18 protein-coding genes are annotated in these 15974 nt (G+C 44.8%); 14 read left to right on the top strand and 4 right to left on the bottom strand.

Annotated elements, in window-relative coordinates; all coding sequences use genetic code 11:
• The first annotated feature begins 13 nt into the window (after nt 1-13).
• The 5 genes from FFM75_RS00840 to FFM75_RS00820 all read left to right on the top strand — a co-directional run bounded on the left by FFM75_RS00840 (nt 14) and on the right by FFM75_RS00820 (nt 4448).
• Entirely contained in the window at nt 14-2089 is a 2076-nt protein-coding gene (locus tag FFM75_RS00840) for a BglG family transcription antiterminator (protein WP_137627296.1), read from the top strand.
• A 14-nt stretch (nt 2090-2103) separates the two neighbouring features.
• On the top strand, nt 2104-2553 hold the full coding sequence (locus FFM75_RS00835; RefSeq protein WP_137627295.1) for a PTS mannitol transporter subunit IIA: 450 nt from the start codon (nt 2104-2106) through the stop codon (nt 2551-2553).
• Between the two features lies 1 nt (nt 2554).
• Nucleotides 2555-3709: a mannitol-1-phosphate 5-dehydrogenase gene (locus FFM75_RS00830; protein ID WP_137627294.1), complete on the top strand. Its 1155-nt coding sequence runs from the start codon at nt 2555-2557 to the stop codon at nt 3707-3709.
• Nucleotides 3710-3874: 165 nt separating this feature from the next.
• Entirely contained in the window at nt 3875-4207 is a 333-nt protein-coding gene (gene trxA / locus FFM75_RS00825; RefSeq protein WP_137627293.1) for a thioredoxin, read from the top strand.
• Between the two features lie 16 nt (nt 4208-4223).
• The gene (locus tag FFM75_RS00820; RefSeq protein WP_137627292.1) at nt 4224-4448 is read left to right on the top strand and encodes a hypothetical protein; all 225 of its coding nucleotides are present in this window, start codon (nt 4224-4226) and stop codon (nt 4446-4448) included.
• A 74-nt stretch (nt 4449-4522) separates the two neighbouring features.
• On the opposite strand, the gene ndk is transcribed toward FFM75_RS00820, so the two are convergent.
• Entirely contained in the window at nt 4523-4987 is a 465-nt protein-coding gene (gene ndk, locus FFM75_RS00815) for a nucleoside-diphosphate kinase (RefSeq protein ID WP_137627291.1), read from the bottom strand.
• 217 nt (nt 4988-5204) lie between these two features.
• Between ndk and FFM75_RS00810 the strand changes: the two genes are divergently transcribed.
• The 5 genes from FFM75_RS00810 to rbsU all read left to right on the top strand — a co-directional run bounded on the left by FFM75_RS00810 (nt 5205) and on the right by rbsU (nt 9988).
• A complete protein-coding gene (locus FFM75_RS00810; protein ID WP_137627290.1) occupies nt 5205-6554 on the top strand; it encodes a DUF2252 domain-containing protein in 1350 nt (449 codons plus the stop codon).
• A gap of 102 nt (nt 6555-6656) precedes the next feature.
• Nucleotides 6657-7655, top strand: coding sequence for a ribose utilization transcriptional repressor RbsR (gene rbsR / locus FFM75_RS00805; RefSeq protein ID WP_137627289.1), 999 nt, complete (start codon nt 6657-6659; stop codon nt 7653-7655).
• 104 nt (nt 7656-7759) lie between these two features.
• Nucleotides 7760-8680 (top strand): ribokinase, encoded by a 921-nt coding sequence (gene rbsK / locus FFM75_RS00800; protein ID WP_137627288.1) that lies wholly within the window; start codon nt 7760-7762, stop codon nt 8678-8680.
• Nucleotides 8680-9075 (top strand): D-ribose pyranase, encoded by a 396-nt coding sequence (gene rbsD, locus FFM75_RS00795; RefSeq protein ID WP_137627287.1) that lies wholly within the window; start codon nt 8680-8682, stop codon nt 9073-9075. The genes rbsK and rbsD overlap by 1 nt, the downstream gene beginning before the upstream one ends.
• A gap of 28 nt (nt 9076-9103) precedes the next feature.
• On the top strand, nt 9104-9988 hold the full coding sequence (gene rbsU / locus FFM75_RS00790; protein ID WP_137627286.1) for a ribose/proton symporter RbsU: 885 nt from the start codon (nt 9104-9106) through the stop codon (nt 9986-9988).
• Nucleotides 9989-10038: 50 nt separating this feature from the next.
• Here rbsU and map read toward each other — a convergent pair whose 3' ends face one another.
• Nucleotides 10039-10827, bottom strand: a complete 789-nt coding sequence (map, locus tag FFM75_RS00785) for a type I methionyl aminopeptidase (protein ID WP_137627285.1) — start codon at nt 10825-10827, stop codon at nt 10039-10041.
• A 542-nt stretch (nt 10828-11369) separates the two neighbouring features.
• Between map and pnuC the strand changes: the two genes are divergently transcribed.
• The gene (gene pnuC / locus FFM75_RS00780) at nt 11370-12149 is read left to right on the top strand and encodes a nicotinamide riboside transporter PnuC (RefSeq protein ID WP_137627284.1); all 780 of its coding nucleotides are present in this window, start codon (nt 11370-11372) and stop codon (nt 12147-12149) included.
• Between the two features lie 111 nt (nt 12150-12260).
• On the opposite strand, the gene FFM75_RS00775 is transcribed toward pnuC, so the two are convergent.
• Nucleotides 12261-13040, bottom strand: a complete 780-nt coding sequence (locus FFM75_RS00775; protein WP_137627283.1) for a hypothetical protein — start codon at nt 13038-13040, stop codon at nt 12261-12263.
• 223 nt (nt 13041-13263) lie between these two features.
• Between FFM75_RS00775 and FFM75_RS00770 the strand changes: the two genes are divergently transcribed.
• Entirely contained in the window at nt 13264-14079 is an 816-nt protein-coding gene (locus FFM75_RS00770) for a chitosanase (protein WP_137627282.1), read from the top strand.
• Between the two features lie 171 nt (nt 14080-14250).
• Here the strand turns inward: FFM75_RS00770 and FFM75_RS00765 are convergent, their stop codons facing one another.
• Complete coding sequence (locus tag FFM75_RS00765; protein WP_137627281.1) at nt 14251-14715, bottom strand: DUF2798 domain-containing protein; 465 nt, start codon at nt 14713-14715, stop codon at nt 14251-14253.
• A 128-nt stretch (nt 14716-14843) separates the two neighbouring features.
• Here FFM75_RS00765 and FFM75_RS00760 point away from each other — a divergent pair, with 128 nt between their 5' ends.
• Nucleotides 14844-15269, top strand: a complete 426-nt coding sequence (locus tag FFM75_RS00760; RefSeq protein ID WP_137627280.1) for a MarR family winged helix-turn-helix transcriptional regulator — start codon at nt 14844-14846, stop codon at nt 15267-15269.
• A 141-nt stretch (nt 15270-15410) separates the two neighbouring features.
• On the top strand, nt 15411-15974 hold the full coding sequence (locus tag FFM75_RS00755; protein ID WP_137627279.1) for a UbiX family flavin prenyltransferase: 564 nt from the start codon (nt 15411-15413) through the stop codon (nt 15972-15974).

The following is a 15974-nucleotide window of genomic DNA, read 5'->3' as shown; positions in this document are numbered from 1 at the left end:
ATGAGGTGGCCCCATGGTTAAGTTCACAAAGCGTCAAGACGACTTATTACAATTATTATTAGCAAGCCCGACTGGTTTAGCGATGAATCAGATTGAAACCGCCATCAATAGCAGTCGGCGGACAATCTATCGGGAGTTTAGTAATTTAGAGTTAGTCTTAGCCAATGCGGATTTAAAAATCGTCAATCAAGACCATCGCTTCCAATTAAGTGGAACGACGGCCGCTTTGGCGGCTTTCAAAGCCGAGTTGACGACCAGTCAAGGACTGACGCCAGCGTTTGATACCCAAACACGACAAAATGCTTTAGCTTGCCGGATCTTAATGGCCGGTGAAGCCATGAAGTTGAAAGCTTTGGCGTTGGACTTTAACGTGAGTATTGCCACGATTTCAAATGATTTGACCATTTTAGCCACGCCATTTGCGGACTATAACTTAACGATTGAACGTTTGAAATCGCGGGGCATTCAAGTTGCCGGGACGGAGGGCAATGTTCGCAGTCTCTTCGCCACGATCTTGAACAATGCCATTAATGATTATGAATTTTTCAAAACAATTGCCAAACTCAAACGGGGCTTAGCAGTTGAAGCTGACGATGAGCAGTCTTACTTTTTAAATCAATTGGCACCGCAAACCTTACTACATTGCTACGAAGCGGTCCGAAATTTAAAAAAGCAATACTTCGCATCAGTACCAGATGGTCAACTCCAACAGTTGATCATCACGTTAACGACGGCGGTCATGCGCTTACAACATGATCATCGGGTGACGTATCTACAAGGGATTAACCGGGATGACTTTTTAAAGTATCAACGCATTGCGTTAGCGATTTTAACGCAGTTGCCGAGCCCAGTTAAAGCCCAAGTCACGGGTGCTGAGATTGACTTCTTGGCCCAACAAATTAAAGGGTTGACCTTTAGAATCGGTCCAGACGCGTCCTTATCTAATTATGATTTGCAACTCACTTATCGCGTCAAGCAATTCATTGATGCGGTGGCAGCTTACTTCGATTGGTCATTCGGGACGGACGATCGGTTACTCAATAATCTGACGGCCCATATGCAGATTGCCTTGCAACGCAACGGCATGCCGGGACCAATTCCCCCGAGTCCGGAACTGCAAGAGGTCCGCGAACAATATCCCCAATTGTACGCAGCGGTGGTACATGGCTTTGCAGCCACGTTCCCCGATCAGAACTTTCAAATCGACGAATTGACTTACTTGTTGATTCATTTTGCAAGTACGTATGAACAACAGTTAAGTCATCAGGCGTTGAAAGTCTTAGTCCTTTGTCCGAATGGGATGACGACCGCCCGGATTCTAAAGACCCGCTTAACGCGGTTAGTCCCAGAGATTACGACGATTGAAGTGGCCCGAATCGGCAATCTTGGTCAGATTGACTTAAAACAATTTGACATGATTCTGTCGACGACCCAGCTGCCAGGCTTTAAGTTGAACTATCGGGTCGTGAGCCCATTATTGTTGGAAAATGAAGTCAGTGCCTTGCGTGAGTATATTCATCAGTATTTTCCAAGTACGCAAGCAACCGAAACGAAACCGTCAATGGTGGCACAGCCAACCTTGGATTTCGATACGGTTTACGATCAGTTAACGATTGCCAAACAAATTTTGGATCGATTTACCATTACCCCCATTAGTAATCAGAATGAAACGATGGCCGAGACCCTCGTGAAGATTACCCGGCAAATTGACCCAGAACTTGTGCATGACCCCTTAGAGGTCGCTGGTAAGTTGTTACACCGGATTGGGTTAGCGCCAGTTGGTATTCCTAAGACCAACTTAGCCTTGGTGCATACGTTAAGTACGCAAGTTACAGCGCCATATTGTGCCATCTTTGAATTAGCACAACCGGTCCCGTTTAAAAGTATGGGCGATCAAATGATTCAACTACAACGGATCGTCTTAATGCTAGGACCAGCCACCATCAGTGATTTTGAAAATCGCTTGATGGGGAAGTTGAGTGCGTTAGTCATTGAGAGTCAGGAAAATACCCAGACCTTTATGACCGGCAGTCGCCAACAACTTTATCAGTTAATTAGTAGCGCCTTTTTAAACGAACTAACGAAATAGCGTAGGTGAATAAAATGGAAGCTTTAGATAAAAAAATGATTGCGTTGAATCAACAAGTCGCAACGCAAGCTGAAGGCATCCGCTTAGCCGGTCAATTATTGGTCGATGGCGGTTGTGTCGAGCCCGAATATATCGATGCGATGCAGGCTCGAAACCAAGATGTATCTGTTTATATGGGTAATTTCATTGCCATCCCCCATGGTACTGAAGATGGCATGAAGTATATTAAAAAGACCGGGATTTCCGTGGTCCAAGTACCAATGGGTGTGAGCTGGGGTGATCCAGAAAATAACGATGATGATAAGACCGTCACAGTTATTTTTGGGATTGCCGGGTTAAACGGTGAACACTTGAACCTCTTGTCTCAGATTGCCATATACTGCAGTGACGTGGCTAACGTTGCTAAGTTAGCGGACGCTCAATCTGAAGATGAAATTATTAATCTATTAAAGGAAGTTGATTAGAATGTTAGACGTACACTTTGGTGCAGGTAATATCGGTCGCGGTTTCATTGGCGAAACCTTGGCTGACAATGGCTTTAAAATCACGTTTGTCGATGTTAACGAAACTTTGATCGATGAATTGAACAAGCGCAATGGCTATACCATTGAATTAGCCGCTGAAGGCCAAAAGCATATTGAAGTTCACGATGTTAAAGGTATCAACAATGGCAAAGATCCTAAGGCCGTTGCGGAAGAAATCGCGCAAGCTGACATGGTCACAACCGCGATTGGTCCTAAGATTTTGAAGTTCATTGCACCTTTGATTGCTGACGGGATTAAGTTACGTCAAGCTAACAACAATACCACGCCGATCGACGTGATTGCTTGTGAAAACATGATTGGTGGGAGCCAATCATTGAAGCAGTCAGTTTATGCAGCTTTAAATGACGACGAACAAGCTTGGGCTGACCAATACATTGGTTTCCCTAATGCGGCCGTTGACCGGATCGTGCCATTACAAAAGCATGATGATCCTTTATTTGTTTCCGTTGAACCATTCAAAGAATGGGTCATCGACAAGTCACAAATGAAGAATGACAGCATCCAATTAAAGGGTGTTGATTATGCCGACGACTTGGAACCATATATTGAACGGAAGTTATTCTCAGTTAACACTGGGCACGCAACCGTTGCTTATACAGGTAACATGAAGGGCTACAAGACGATTGGTGAAGCCGTTAAAGACGACAGCGTCGTTGAACAAGCGAAGCATGTTTTAGGTGAAACTGGGGACTTGCTCATTCAAAAATGGGGCTTTGATCCAGAAGTACACCATGCTTATCAAGAAAAGATTTTGAGCCGGTTTGAAAACCCATATATCTCAGATGATATTGAACGGGTTGGCCGGACGCCAATTCGCAAGCTTGGTTTTGACGAACGCTTCATTCGCCCAATCCGTGAATTGAAGGAACGCGGCCGTGATTACAGCGCGCTAGTTGATACGGCTGGTATGATGTTCTTCTTCAACTTCCCTAATGATGCCGAAAGCGTTAAGTTACAACAAATGCTTAAGGATGAACCAATCGAACAAGTGATTCGTGAAGCGACGAGTTTGAAGGATGAAGATTTAATCAATGAAATTAAAGCAGCTTACGAAAAGCACTTAGCTGAAAAGTAAAGCTGTCTAACTTAAAAGCGCTAGTTACAAACCGCCATAGTAACTAACGCTTTTTGTGTTGCTAAAAACCGCGAATGTGCGAGGACTGAATTAACCGTGGTATGATAAGACTTAGCTTAGGCGTGTACAGATACGTCGAAATTAATTAAAGTGAGGCAACAAAATATGTTAGAACCAATTACGGGCGCTGAATTCGAAAACGTAGCGGCTGGTACTGATTTGACCGTTGTTGATTTTTGGGCCGATTGGTGCGGGCCCTGTAAGATGCAAACGCCGGCTTTAGAAGCGCTAGATGAAGCATATGATGGCAAAATCAAATTTGCCTCATTAGATGTGGATCAAAATCAGGCACTTGCTGAAAAACTTGAGATTATGAGTATCCCTGCATTAGTCATTTTTAAGCACGGTAAGCCCGCTGAAAAAGTTGTGGGCTTTCATCCACAAGGGGCGTTGAAGAAGTATCTGGATCAAAAATTAGCTGAAGTAACGGCTGAATAAAGGTGTGGGGTGTGCGATGTTTGGACAATTGAAATTACCAGGAAATATTCTAATTGGGGCGATTGCGATCTTAATTGTGGGTGCTGGTCAATTAGTGGCGAATTTGGTGAAGTTAGACCAAGGGGCTAGCTATCAGAAGCTACAGCCGTTGTTGTGGTCAGCAGTGTGGATTGTGATTGCGGGCAGTGTGATTTTACTGGTTGCTTTGATTATTGCGATTATCCAACATTATCGGCGTTAAGTTTGTGTAAATGAAAGGCACCTGTGACGGTTGAAGTCGCAGGTGCCTTTTTATAAATTGTCGCTAATTTTTAATTATTTTTTACTCTTTTTCAAGTCTTTACGCGCACTAACGGCTAGTTCTGGGAACCAGATTGCGATTTCGTGATGGGCATTTTCGCGACTATCGGAGGTGTGGATGACATTTCTTAAGATGCCATCTGGATATTCGTGGGCAAAGTCGCCCCGAATCGTGCCAGGTTGGGCATCACTTGGCCGGGTATTACCAGCTAAGCGGTGAACGGACTTCACCACGCCAGTGCCGCTCACGATAATGGCTACTAATGGCCCTTCCATCATGTATGTTTCGATTTCATTAAAGTATGGCTTTTCGACTTTTTCCCTATAATGTTGTGCTAATTGGTCTTTGTCAGCCTTGATCACCTTTAATGCTGAAATGTGATAGTGCTTTTTTTCGAAACGCGAGATAATTTCGCCAATATGACCCTCAGCAACCCCGTCTGGTTTAACTAGTACCAATGTTTTTTCTGAATTTGCCATAATGATGTCCTCCTAGAAAAGAGTTTTTAGTAAGCGCTTCCACTAGCCGCTGACTTAATGGTAGCCTAAGTCTGGCGTGGCGTCAACCATGTTTAAGCCTTGTGACAGAACAGTTTGCAGTCCTTAATAATAACAGCATAATTCGATGCACAAGTATTTCGTTTTAAGGGTATAAATCGGTATAATAGAGACAGCTCAAAACAAAGGATTGATGTCCATGCCACCATTAGATTTAACGCATATTCGTCAGCACCACACCGTCGCTGAATTGATTGCGATCGGTAAAGCCCGGCGTTCGGTCACGTCATTTGACCAATTAGGGACGTTTGTCCCAGTTGAACGCGACGCCGCCGCTTATTTACGCCATGTCCGTGAAATGCTGGTGCCCGAACTGTTGCCACTGCGACGGGAGCGCATGAGTGCGTCCGCGTTTGCTTTTTTCCGCGGTTCGGTCGAATTAATGGATTATGATTTAGATTATCAACACTCAACTGAGATTCCAGCTGTCGTTTGCGGGGATGCCCATCTAGGTAACTTTGGGTTTTATGCGTCACCAGAACGGCGGTTAGTTTTTGATTTAAATGACTTCGATGAAGCCGGGGTACACCCGTGGGAATGGGATTTACGCCGGTTATTAGTTAGCATCATTTTAGCAGCCCGGGATAATGACTTTAAACCTAAAAAAGTTGAAAAGCTGGTGCGTGAAGCGAGTGCTAGTTATCGTGAAGGGATTAAGCAGATGTTTGACCAAACGACGCTGGCGCGCTTTTATCGTGATAATGAAGTACAGTCGGTCTTGAATTTCGGCGGTGAACCAGAAGATACGGTGGATTTCATTGCTGATTTGGTCAAAAAAGCGGCTAAACGTAATTCTGAACAAGTCGTGCGTAAGTTTACCCTCACGAACAGTCAAGGTGAACGCCAATTTAGAGACAATGCCCCTCGCTCGGTTCATGTTAACAAGAAGACGTATCGGAATTTAAAACATGGTATCAAGCAATACTTACAAACCGTTCGGACCGATGTGGCGTTACTGTTATCGCAATATGAGGTCACGGATATTATTCGCCATAGTGTTGGGGTCGGGAGCTTTGGATCGTTATGTTACTTGGTCTTATTAACGAGTACGGACGGTAGCCATATGGTCTTACAAATCAAAGAGGCATTACCAACGCGGAAAGTCGGTAGTCAAGCTCGTCAAGAATTGACGGCGGCTTTGGAATTAACGGAAGGGCAACGGATCGTCAGTTCACAACGCATTTTACAATCGACTTCCGATGTCTTTTTAGGTTATTTTCAAATGCAAGATAAGAGTTTTTACGTGCGGCAGTTCCGGGACATGAAGGAATCGATCGATATTCCAACACTGTCTTGGGGCCAATTCAAGGCCTATGCCAATACTTGTGCGATGATTTTGGCCCAAGCCCATGCGCAAAGTCCAACGGCCGCCATGATTCGTGGTTACGTTGGCAGTTCTGATAAGTTCGATGAGGCGATGGGTCAATGGGCGGAAGCCTATGTGAGCCAAGTTGAAGATGATTATCAGACCTTTTTAGATTTGGTTTAATGATGATGGCGTGCTTGCAATGAGCACGCTTTTTTGATTGGGCGCGCATAATTGGCATAACTGTTATACAATAAGTTGTAACTTAGGGATAGGGGGATGAACATGAAGAACAAAGCAATCACAATCAAGGATGTGGCGAAACTTTCGGGGGTCTCCATTTCGACGGTCTCCCAAATTTTGAACGGCAGAGGCGATAAGTTCAGTCCAACGACTGTCGCTAAGGTCCAAACGGCTAAAGCAGATTTACATTACGAACCAGACTATTTTGCGCGTCGGATGATTATGAAGACAAGTAAGACGATCGGTGTCTTAGTCCCGGACATTACGAACCCGTTTTTCGGTGAGTTGATTCGCGGCATCGAACAAGTCTTATATCAAGCCAACTTCATTACGATGCTTTGCAATGCCGACTTAGATGCAGCTAAAGAAACCGGCTATTTAACCGAACTTAGTCATCGTGGTGTTGATGGCTTCATTATTGCCAGCTCGGCCGTTTCGAATCAGGCTATCAATGAAGTCTTACGTGCCAATCAGCGGCCGTTTATTGTTTTGGATCAAAAAAAAGCGGAAGGGATTAGTGATGCTGTGCTGACCGATGACTTTGAAGGGGGTCGCTTAGCGGCGATGCATTTAAAGCAACTCGGCCATCAACACGTGGCTATTTTGATGCCGGATCAAGCCGCCAGCAACATTCAACAGCGGCTAGCTGGCTTTCGCACGGTCTATGCATCATCACAGTTCACGTTAATTACCACACCACTGTCTAAAGTTGGTGGCCGCCAAGCGGTGCCAGCACTATTAAAGACAACAGCGACGGGGGTCTTTGCGGTCAACGATGAGATCGCGTTTGGACTCTATCTCGGTTTAGCCGAAGCGGGTAAACGAGTCCCACAAGATTATAGTGTGATTGGCTATGATAATGTGGAGATGTGTGAATATGTGACACCGCAACTGACCACGATTGCCCAGCCGATTTTTGAGCTCGGACAAGTGACCGCTAAAATTTTATTATCGCGGATTCAAACCCCCGACCAACCGTGGGATGAGCGCCGCTTACCAGTTAAATTAATTGAAAGAAATTCAACAGCACATTTGAATTAATGATTCAGATGTGCTATATTTTTGTTGTTCTATTAAAACGTTTTCATAAAACGTTTTAATAACGGAAAAATAGCACATAATCAGTAATTATTGGAGGGATTCTCATGAATACAGTCACTGTTATTGGTAGTATCAATCTCGATCGCACGATTCGCGTGAAGCAAATGCCGAAACCCGGCGAAACGATGCACACAAAAGAAGTCTTCTCAGCTGGCGGCGGTAAGGGTGCTAATCAAGCGGTTGCGGCCCAACGCTCAGATGCGAAAACTTACTTTATTGGGGCAGTCGGTGATGATGATGCCGGTAAGGCGATGCTTGATTTGTTACAACAAGAACAAATCGATTTAACTGGGGTGACGACGTTGACCCAGACTTCGACTGGTCAAGCGTATGTTGTCGTCGATGATGCCGGTGAAAATCAGATTATGATTCACGCGGGGGCCAACATGGCGTTTGATTCAGCTTATGTCACGGCTCAACGGGCGTTGATCGAACAGAGTGATTTCATTATTGCTCAATTTGAAAGCGCTACCGACAGTACAATCACGGCGTTTAAGTTGGCGCAAGCAGCCGGCGTTCGGACCATCTTAAATCCGGCCCCTGCTATGGCAGAAGTCCCAGCTGAGTTACTTGCAGTGACTGACATGATTATCCCAAATGAGACGGAAACGGAAATTTTAACGGGAATCAAGATTACTGATGAAGCCAGCATGTTAGCCGCTGCGGCAGCCTTACATGCATTAGGCATTGCTGCCGTCATTATTACGATTGGCAGCAAGGGGGCCTTCTACGATGTTGATGGTCGCCATGGGATTATCCCGGCATACAAAGTTGAGGCGGTCGATACGACCTCAGCCGGTGACACTTTTATTGGGGCGATGGCGAGCGTCTTAGCCACTGATTTTAGTAATTTAGAAGCAGCGATTCGTTATGGTAATGGGGCCTCGTCATTAACGGTACAACGGTTTGGTGCCCAACCATCGATTCCTTATCGGCATGAATTAATTGAAGCGGGGTTAGACTAATGAAAAAAAGTAAAGTGATCAATTCAGATTTATCACGCGTGATTGCGCAAATGGGCCATTTTGACAAGCTTAGTATCGGTGATGCTGGCATGCCTGTTCCAATGGATACTGAAAAAATCGACTTAGCCGTAGATAACGGCATTCCAAGCTTTATGCAAGTTTTGAACAATGTCTTAGAAGAACTAGAAGTTCAACGGATCTATTTGGCCAGCGAAATCAAAACGCAAAATCCGGCGATGTTAACGGCGATTAAAAAGCGGTTGCCAGACACACCAATCACATTTATCCCACATGATGAGATGAAACAAAGTTTGCATGACTGTCGTGCATTTGTGCGCACGGGTGAAATGACACCATATGCGAATATCTTATTGGAAAGTGGCGTCACGTTTTAAGCGGTAACTGGCATAGGAGGGAATACACATGAACGCAACGGCATTGTTGATTGGGCTTGGCCCATTGTTAGGGTGGGGATTATATCCCACCATTGCTTCAAAGATCGGTGGTCGTCCCGTTAATCAGATTTTAGGATCGACCTTAGGGACATTGTTATTTGCCATCGTCTTTGCGATGATCCAAGGTATCGCCTTACCGACCGGTCATGATTTGATTTTTGCCATCATTTCAGGAATTGGCTGGGCGAGTGCTCAAATCATTACCTTTAAAGCTTTTACGATGGTCGGTTCATCACGTGCCATGCCAGTGACAACGGCCTTTCAATTGTTAGGCGCGTCATTGTGGGGTGTGATTGCCTTAGGTGATTGGCCAACTGCGATGGCGAAGACGTTAGGTGGTTTGGCGTTAGTCTTAATTATTATCGGTGCGAGCTTAACCGTTTGGTCGGAACATAAAGATGCTGGTAATGCCAAGTTATTGCGAAAAGCGGTCTTATGGTTGGCCGTTGGTGAAATCGGCTACTGGGCTTATTCTGCGGCGCCACAAGCCACTAAGTTAAGTGGGATGCAGGCGTTCTTACCACAAGCGATCGGGATGGTCTTAGTGGGCGTCGTTTATGCGGTGGTGTTGGCAATGCGCGGTGAAAAGCTAGCGCTAACTGAAGGCGTATCCTATCGCCATATCTTCTCCGGTTTGTTCTTTGCCTTTGCAGCCTTAACGTATTTGATTTCAGCGCAACCAAACATGAATGGGTTAGCAACCGGATTTATCTTGTCTCAAACGTCAGTTGTTTTGGCAACTTTAACGGGAATCTGGTTCTTAGGCCAAAAGAAGACCCGCAAGGAAATGCAAATTACCGTGTTAGGATTAGTCTTAATCTTAGCAGCGGCGACGGTCACGGTTTTGATTTAAGTGCCCGACAAAAAAAGACCTACTGGCAACTTGCTAGCAGGTCTTTTTGCTTACTTCAATAAATATTTAGCATCAAAGTCATTGTCAAATGATGATAAGATCTTAGGCCCATCATCAGTCACCACGAGGGTGTGTTCGTATTGGCAACTTAAGCTACCATCAAGGGTTTTAACGGTCCAACCATCGTCAGCCGTTTCACATGAACGCCAGTCGCCAATGTTGACCATTGGTTCGATGGTGATCGTCATCCCCGCCTTTAAACGGGTCCCATGACCGGCTTCGCCGTAGTGGGGTACATCTGGTTTTTCGTGCATCGTTGGTCCAATACCATGGCCGATGTATTCGCGAACCACGCCGTAACCCATTTGGTTTTCAGCATAGTCTTGGATTGCCCAGCCAATGTCACCGATCCGGTTGCCGACAACGGCTTGGTCAATACCACGGTATAACGCTTCATGTGTAACTGCCATGAGCTTCTCAACTTCTGGTGATGGGGTGCCAGCCACAAAGGCGTGGCAAGAATCACTCAAGTAACCATGATAGTTAATAACAGTGTCGACTTTTAATAAGTCACCATCTTTAACCAAGATATCTTTACTTGGGCAACCATGACAAATCATGTCATTGACGCTGACACAAGTGGAGTACTTGTAGCCTTCAAAGTTTAATTCGCCAGGCGTCGCGTCGTGTGCGGTAATGTAGTCATAGGCAAAATGATCTACATCCCAAGTGGTGATTCCAGGTTTAATGTAATCTTCTAAGGCATGAAACAACCCGACCATAATGTCGCCGGCTGCTTGCATCCCCTTAATTTCACGATCTGATTTAAGTGTTATCATGTGTCCTCCATTAAAACTTAAATATTTTAGTAGTAAATACGTTCCAACACCTAGTATACTCCAGCCAGTGAAATCCGACAAAACGCAAAGTTTTAGGCCGGCAGGGGCCGATTACGGCTGGAGATAAGACAGACAACTTGATTTAAAAATATTCTGTTAATTAATGACTTTTAGTTAGTGAGAGGGCCATTAACGATTAGGATAATAACGAGTTAAAACGGAGCTAAATCAGCATAATGACGGGCATTAACGCTGATTTAGTGTGTTTGAAGTTAGAACTAATCCTAAAATTAGTACAGCCCTTGATATAAAAAAGTTATAAAAAAATCGTCAGGCCAAAAATACCGGTCTGACGGTCAAGTAAGCGGATTGATTGTAAACAACCATTTTAATAAATCAAAATTAGTCCTTTTCATCGTCAAAGATAATGATACAATATATAGTGTTGTTTCAAACGGGAACACTACATGTGGTAGTGTTCAACTTATTAGTTGGCCAACTAAGCGTTTTAACGGCAGATATTGAATGACGGAAAGAGGATTTTGATTTTGAGTAATTATTTTAAATTTTTATCGCACCAACTAAAAGGTTGGCCACAACAAAACTACTATTTATTCTACTTTAGCTTGGGTTGCCAAGTGATGACTTTGGTGAGCGCCCCAATTACGCCATTAACCATCTTAACATTTATTGGGACGACTTTGGGTGTTTTATGTGTGCTAGCAATCAACGCTGCCAAATCTGTTAATGGATTGTTAGGGGTTATTTCAGCACTTTGTTTTATCGTTGTTGGCTTTTCAGCCAAGAATTATTTAAGTATCGGGGAACAATTGGCCTATGTGGTGACTTTGGATATCCCGGTCTTGCTAAGTGCTAACTGGAACGTGAACATGGTTTCTAAGATTCGGAAGTTTACTGGCCGGACTTGGGTTGTTGCCATTGTGGCGACACTAGTTGTTTATGGACTTTCAGGCTACTTAATTGGAGCGTTAACTGATGATCCTCGGCCTTGGGTCGATGCGATTAGCTTTGCCATCTGTTTAACCGCTGGTGTGATCTGCTTCTTGCGTTACAACAACCAATACTTCTGGTGGATCGCCTCTGGGTTAGCCCAAATGGTGCTTTGGTTCATTTCTTTCCGTCAAGGTTCTGCAACCTTAGCGATGTTTATCAACAGTTCGATCTACTTGATCAATGATATTTTGGCCTTCACAGTTTCACCTTGGTACAACAAGCGTGAACGGGCCCGGTTAGTTGCTGAAGAAAAAGCAGCAGCTGAGGCTAATAGCGATGACCAACATGCCTTTGGTTTAGATCACTAAAAATTAAATCAACGGAATTTGTCTTTCCGGCAGTGGGTCCAAGTCAGTTGACTTGGACCTTTTTGTACCTAAAAAATAAAAAACAGCGCCCTGCAAAGGTGCCGTTTTTGCCTATGATGTTACTACTTGTTGGGCTTGTTGCCGAATCGCTTCGACGCCAACGCGCACAAAGTCAGTGCCATAAGCTGCCGCTAACTGGGTTTCCAAGTGGGGCGTTGGTGGTAAGACTTGCAGTAACGGGCGAATCCATTGATTGGTTGGGAGTAGTCGTAATAAGCGGTGACTGGTGAATTGTGAAAATAATAAATTACGGCCAAAATACTGCCCTAAGCGTTGCTGAAAAGCGGCTTGTTCAACCGGGACTAACTGTAAACTGCTGTTGTTCATATTACCCAACAATAATTTTGCGTCTAAGAAGTCAGCCTGCAAATCTAGTTGTTGATTTTTATAAGCCTTCGCGATAGTCGGTGACAGCTGGACGAGCCAAATTAATTGGTGTTGTTCTAAGTGTAAAATTAATCGTAATGTGATGATATCAACCGTCGTTAACTGATAGCTGTAGCGTTGCAAAATTGCGGGTGTCAGTTGATCCCGTAAGGTTTGCTGAACGGCTTGAAAGTCACCGGCTTGCCAAGTGATCGTTAACTGATCATGGTTTGCTAGCCACAACGTATGGTCAGCGATCCGCAACGTTAAAAAGCACGGTGCTTGCCCGTGGGATTGATCTAACATCAGTAACCAATACGAACTCGCACTCGAGCGGGCAAAGTTACGGGCTAAGACGTGGACATTAGTCGGTAATGCCATCTGGACAGCGAGTTGGAGTTGACGCCGATGGTCGGCAGTATTGACGAATTGATGGGGATTATGAGTGGTACGTCGATTAGCCATTGACCAGGCCTCCTGTCACAATAAACTACCTTGAGTATAAGCCTAAATCGTGAGAACGACACATAATTCGTTTATGAAAGCAGGCGCCTTTTCAATCGGCCCAGCTTGGGCGTGAGAATTGGGCGCCATGTCGAATTTTGCGACAGTTTTTAAGATTTGTTGCCGCAGTGTTTTAGAAAACGCGTACACTAAGTTTTAATTGGCATGAAAGTAGGCGGGATAGATGAAGAAGTGGGGTTGGCTAGTTGGCGGTATCGTGGTTATTGGACTGGTTGTGGGGGGATATTGGTGGCGATGTCGGCAGCGGACGATTGCAACGGGAGATTTGCGGGCGACGACATTTGCACTGGTCTCAAGTGCTGAGAATTCATCATTAAATTATCGGCAACAGTATCGTTACATTGAAGATATTGGTGATGGTCGGGGTTACACTGCTGGAATTATCGGTTTTACCTCGGGAACGGGAGATTTATTGCGAGTCGTTAAAACGTATCAGCAGTTGCGGCCACATAACCGCTTGGTGGCGTACTTACCAGCTTTAAAACGAGTCAATGGGACCGCCAGTCATCGCGGCCTAGGCGCTAAATTTGTCAAAGCTTGGCATCAAGCGGCACGTGATCCACGGTTAGTGCAAGCCCAAGATCGAGTCGTTGATCAAATGTACTTAAAACCGGCGATTCAAGCGGCAAAACAAGATGGTCTAACACCACTCGGCCAATATATTTATTATGATGCCTTGGTCGTCCATGGTCCGGGGAATGATGCGACTAGTTTCGGTGGGATTCGGCGGGCCGCTAAGCAACGGGCCAAAACACCACAGCAGGGAGGCACGGCGACAACTTACCTCCGGACGTTTTTAACCGTGCGGGCAAAAGTCATGCGTCAAGAAGCAGCGCACCATGACTTATCCCGGTTAAATACCCAGTGGCGGTTTGTGCAAACGCATCAAGATAAGTTGCAATTGCCCTTAACTTGGACGATGTATGGGCAGTCGTTTCGATTAACACGTGCGAAACTAAAACAACTTGAAACCAATTAAAAAAGAGTTTGGGATAAAACCCCAAACTCTTTTTGCATCTCCGAATATTTATAGCCGAAACGTGGGACAAAAGGCTGCCGCTTAGCTACGAAAGACGAATGATTGAAAGTGCACAATCATTCGTCTTTCTAGGCTATGCTCGGTAGCAAAACGCCTTTTGTCCCACTCTCTTTAGTGGGTGCCAACGGCGAGTGGGGCGGTTAGCTTTCGGGCGATTGGCTTAACTAGGCTACCGCGAACGATGTAGGCTAATGTCAGTGACACTAAAAATTCGCTGATAAATTGCACCAGTGTCAGGTGAGTTAATGTGCCGTTCATGATCAAAGCACGAGTACTCATGGTAAAACACATGACTAAAATCATCGCCCAGCCACGAATTTGGCCAGTCCGTTTGCGAATCAACAGCTGGTCAGTCAAATGATGGGTGCCTAATTTGATGAGCAAACTGGCGATATTTGAAGCAATCAGTAAGTTAAAGACAAATGCAAAGGCAATCGTTGGCAAGACACTGAGCCAAAAGGCGTGGAACACCCGTGGCGACCAACCCATACTGAGCCCCATGCCAAGCAAACTCATCAGACTACCCATACCAATACACATAATTAAAGTAAAAGTTAAACGTTGTTTTAATGGCATATGATCAAATCCTTTAGCTTATTAGTTTACAAGTCAACTAATAATTATAGGTGATTTAGTTTAATTGTCAACTAAATAGCCAGATATGCTACAATAGCACCAATTATTAATTAAAAGTGGGTGAGCCTATGCGAGTCAATGCATTAGGAAAATATATCGGGGTACTACATCGGCGATTTCAAACGGAAATTAGTCGGCAGTTGAAGTTGCCGGCATTGAATGCGACCAATGCGAACTTTTTACTCTTTATTAGTGAGCATGAGCAGGTGACGGCTAAACAGATTGCAACTGAATTGGCCATCAATAAAGGCTTAGTCAGCCGCGAACTCAAACGACTCGAGACCGCTGGTTACATCAAACGTTTGCCAGTAGTTGCCGATCATCGTACTGCTTGGGTCCAAATTACACCAGCCGGCTTAACGGCGTGCCAAACCATCAATCAGTTGATGACACAGCTCTGGGATCAAGTTTTGGCTGAAACTGAAAGTAAAGACTTAACGACTGTGGCCCAACAGTTGGCAACTTGGTCGCAACGCGCGGAAGACTTACACTAGCCGGGGGTTCCTTTAATATTCCGATATCGAATAAGAGATAGTCAAAACTCGATTTGTTCAGTGAGGGTGAACCAGGTAGGATAGTTATTGTAGAACGACACAGTAACTGATGAGATAAATCGAATTAAAGGAGACCTAAAAATGAAACGGATCGTGGTTGGGATTACCGGAGCTTCCGGGACAGTATATGCAGTCGATTTGCTGGAAAAACTACAGGCAATACCCACAGTTGAAACACACTTGGTGATGAGTACGTGGGCGAAAAAGAATCTTGAATTAGAGACGGACTATTCCTTGCAGCAGTTAAAGGACTTAGCTGACTATACGTATAATATCAATGATCAAGGGGCGACGATTGCCAGTGGCTCTTTTTTAAATGACGGGATGGTCATTGTGCCAGCCAGTATGAAGACCGTCGCCGGGATTGCGTATGGTTTCGGGGATAACTTGATTTCGCGAGCCGCCGATGTGACAATCAAAGAGCAACGAAAGCTAGTGATTGTTCCACGTGAAACACCGTTAAGCGTGATTCATTTGGAAAACTTGACTAAGTTAGCCAAGTTAGGCGCACAGATCATTCCACCGATTCCAGCGTTTTATAATCATCCGCAGACGATTCAAGATTTGGTCAATCATCAAACGATGAAAGTCTTAGATGCGTTCCAAATTCAAAATGAAACGGATCGCCGTTGGGAAGGGGATTAG

This window comes from Lactiplantibacillus daowaiensis, from assembly GCF_005405085.1.
Classification (GTDB): Bacteria; Bacillota; Bacilli; order Lactobacillales; family Lactobacillaceae; genus Lactiplantibacillus; species Lactiplantibacillus daowaiensis.
The sequence above is the reverse complement of the archived record's forward strand: the minus strand, read 5'-3'. Positions and strand labels throughout refer to the sequence as shown.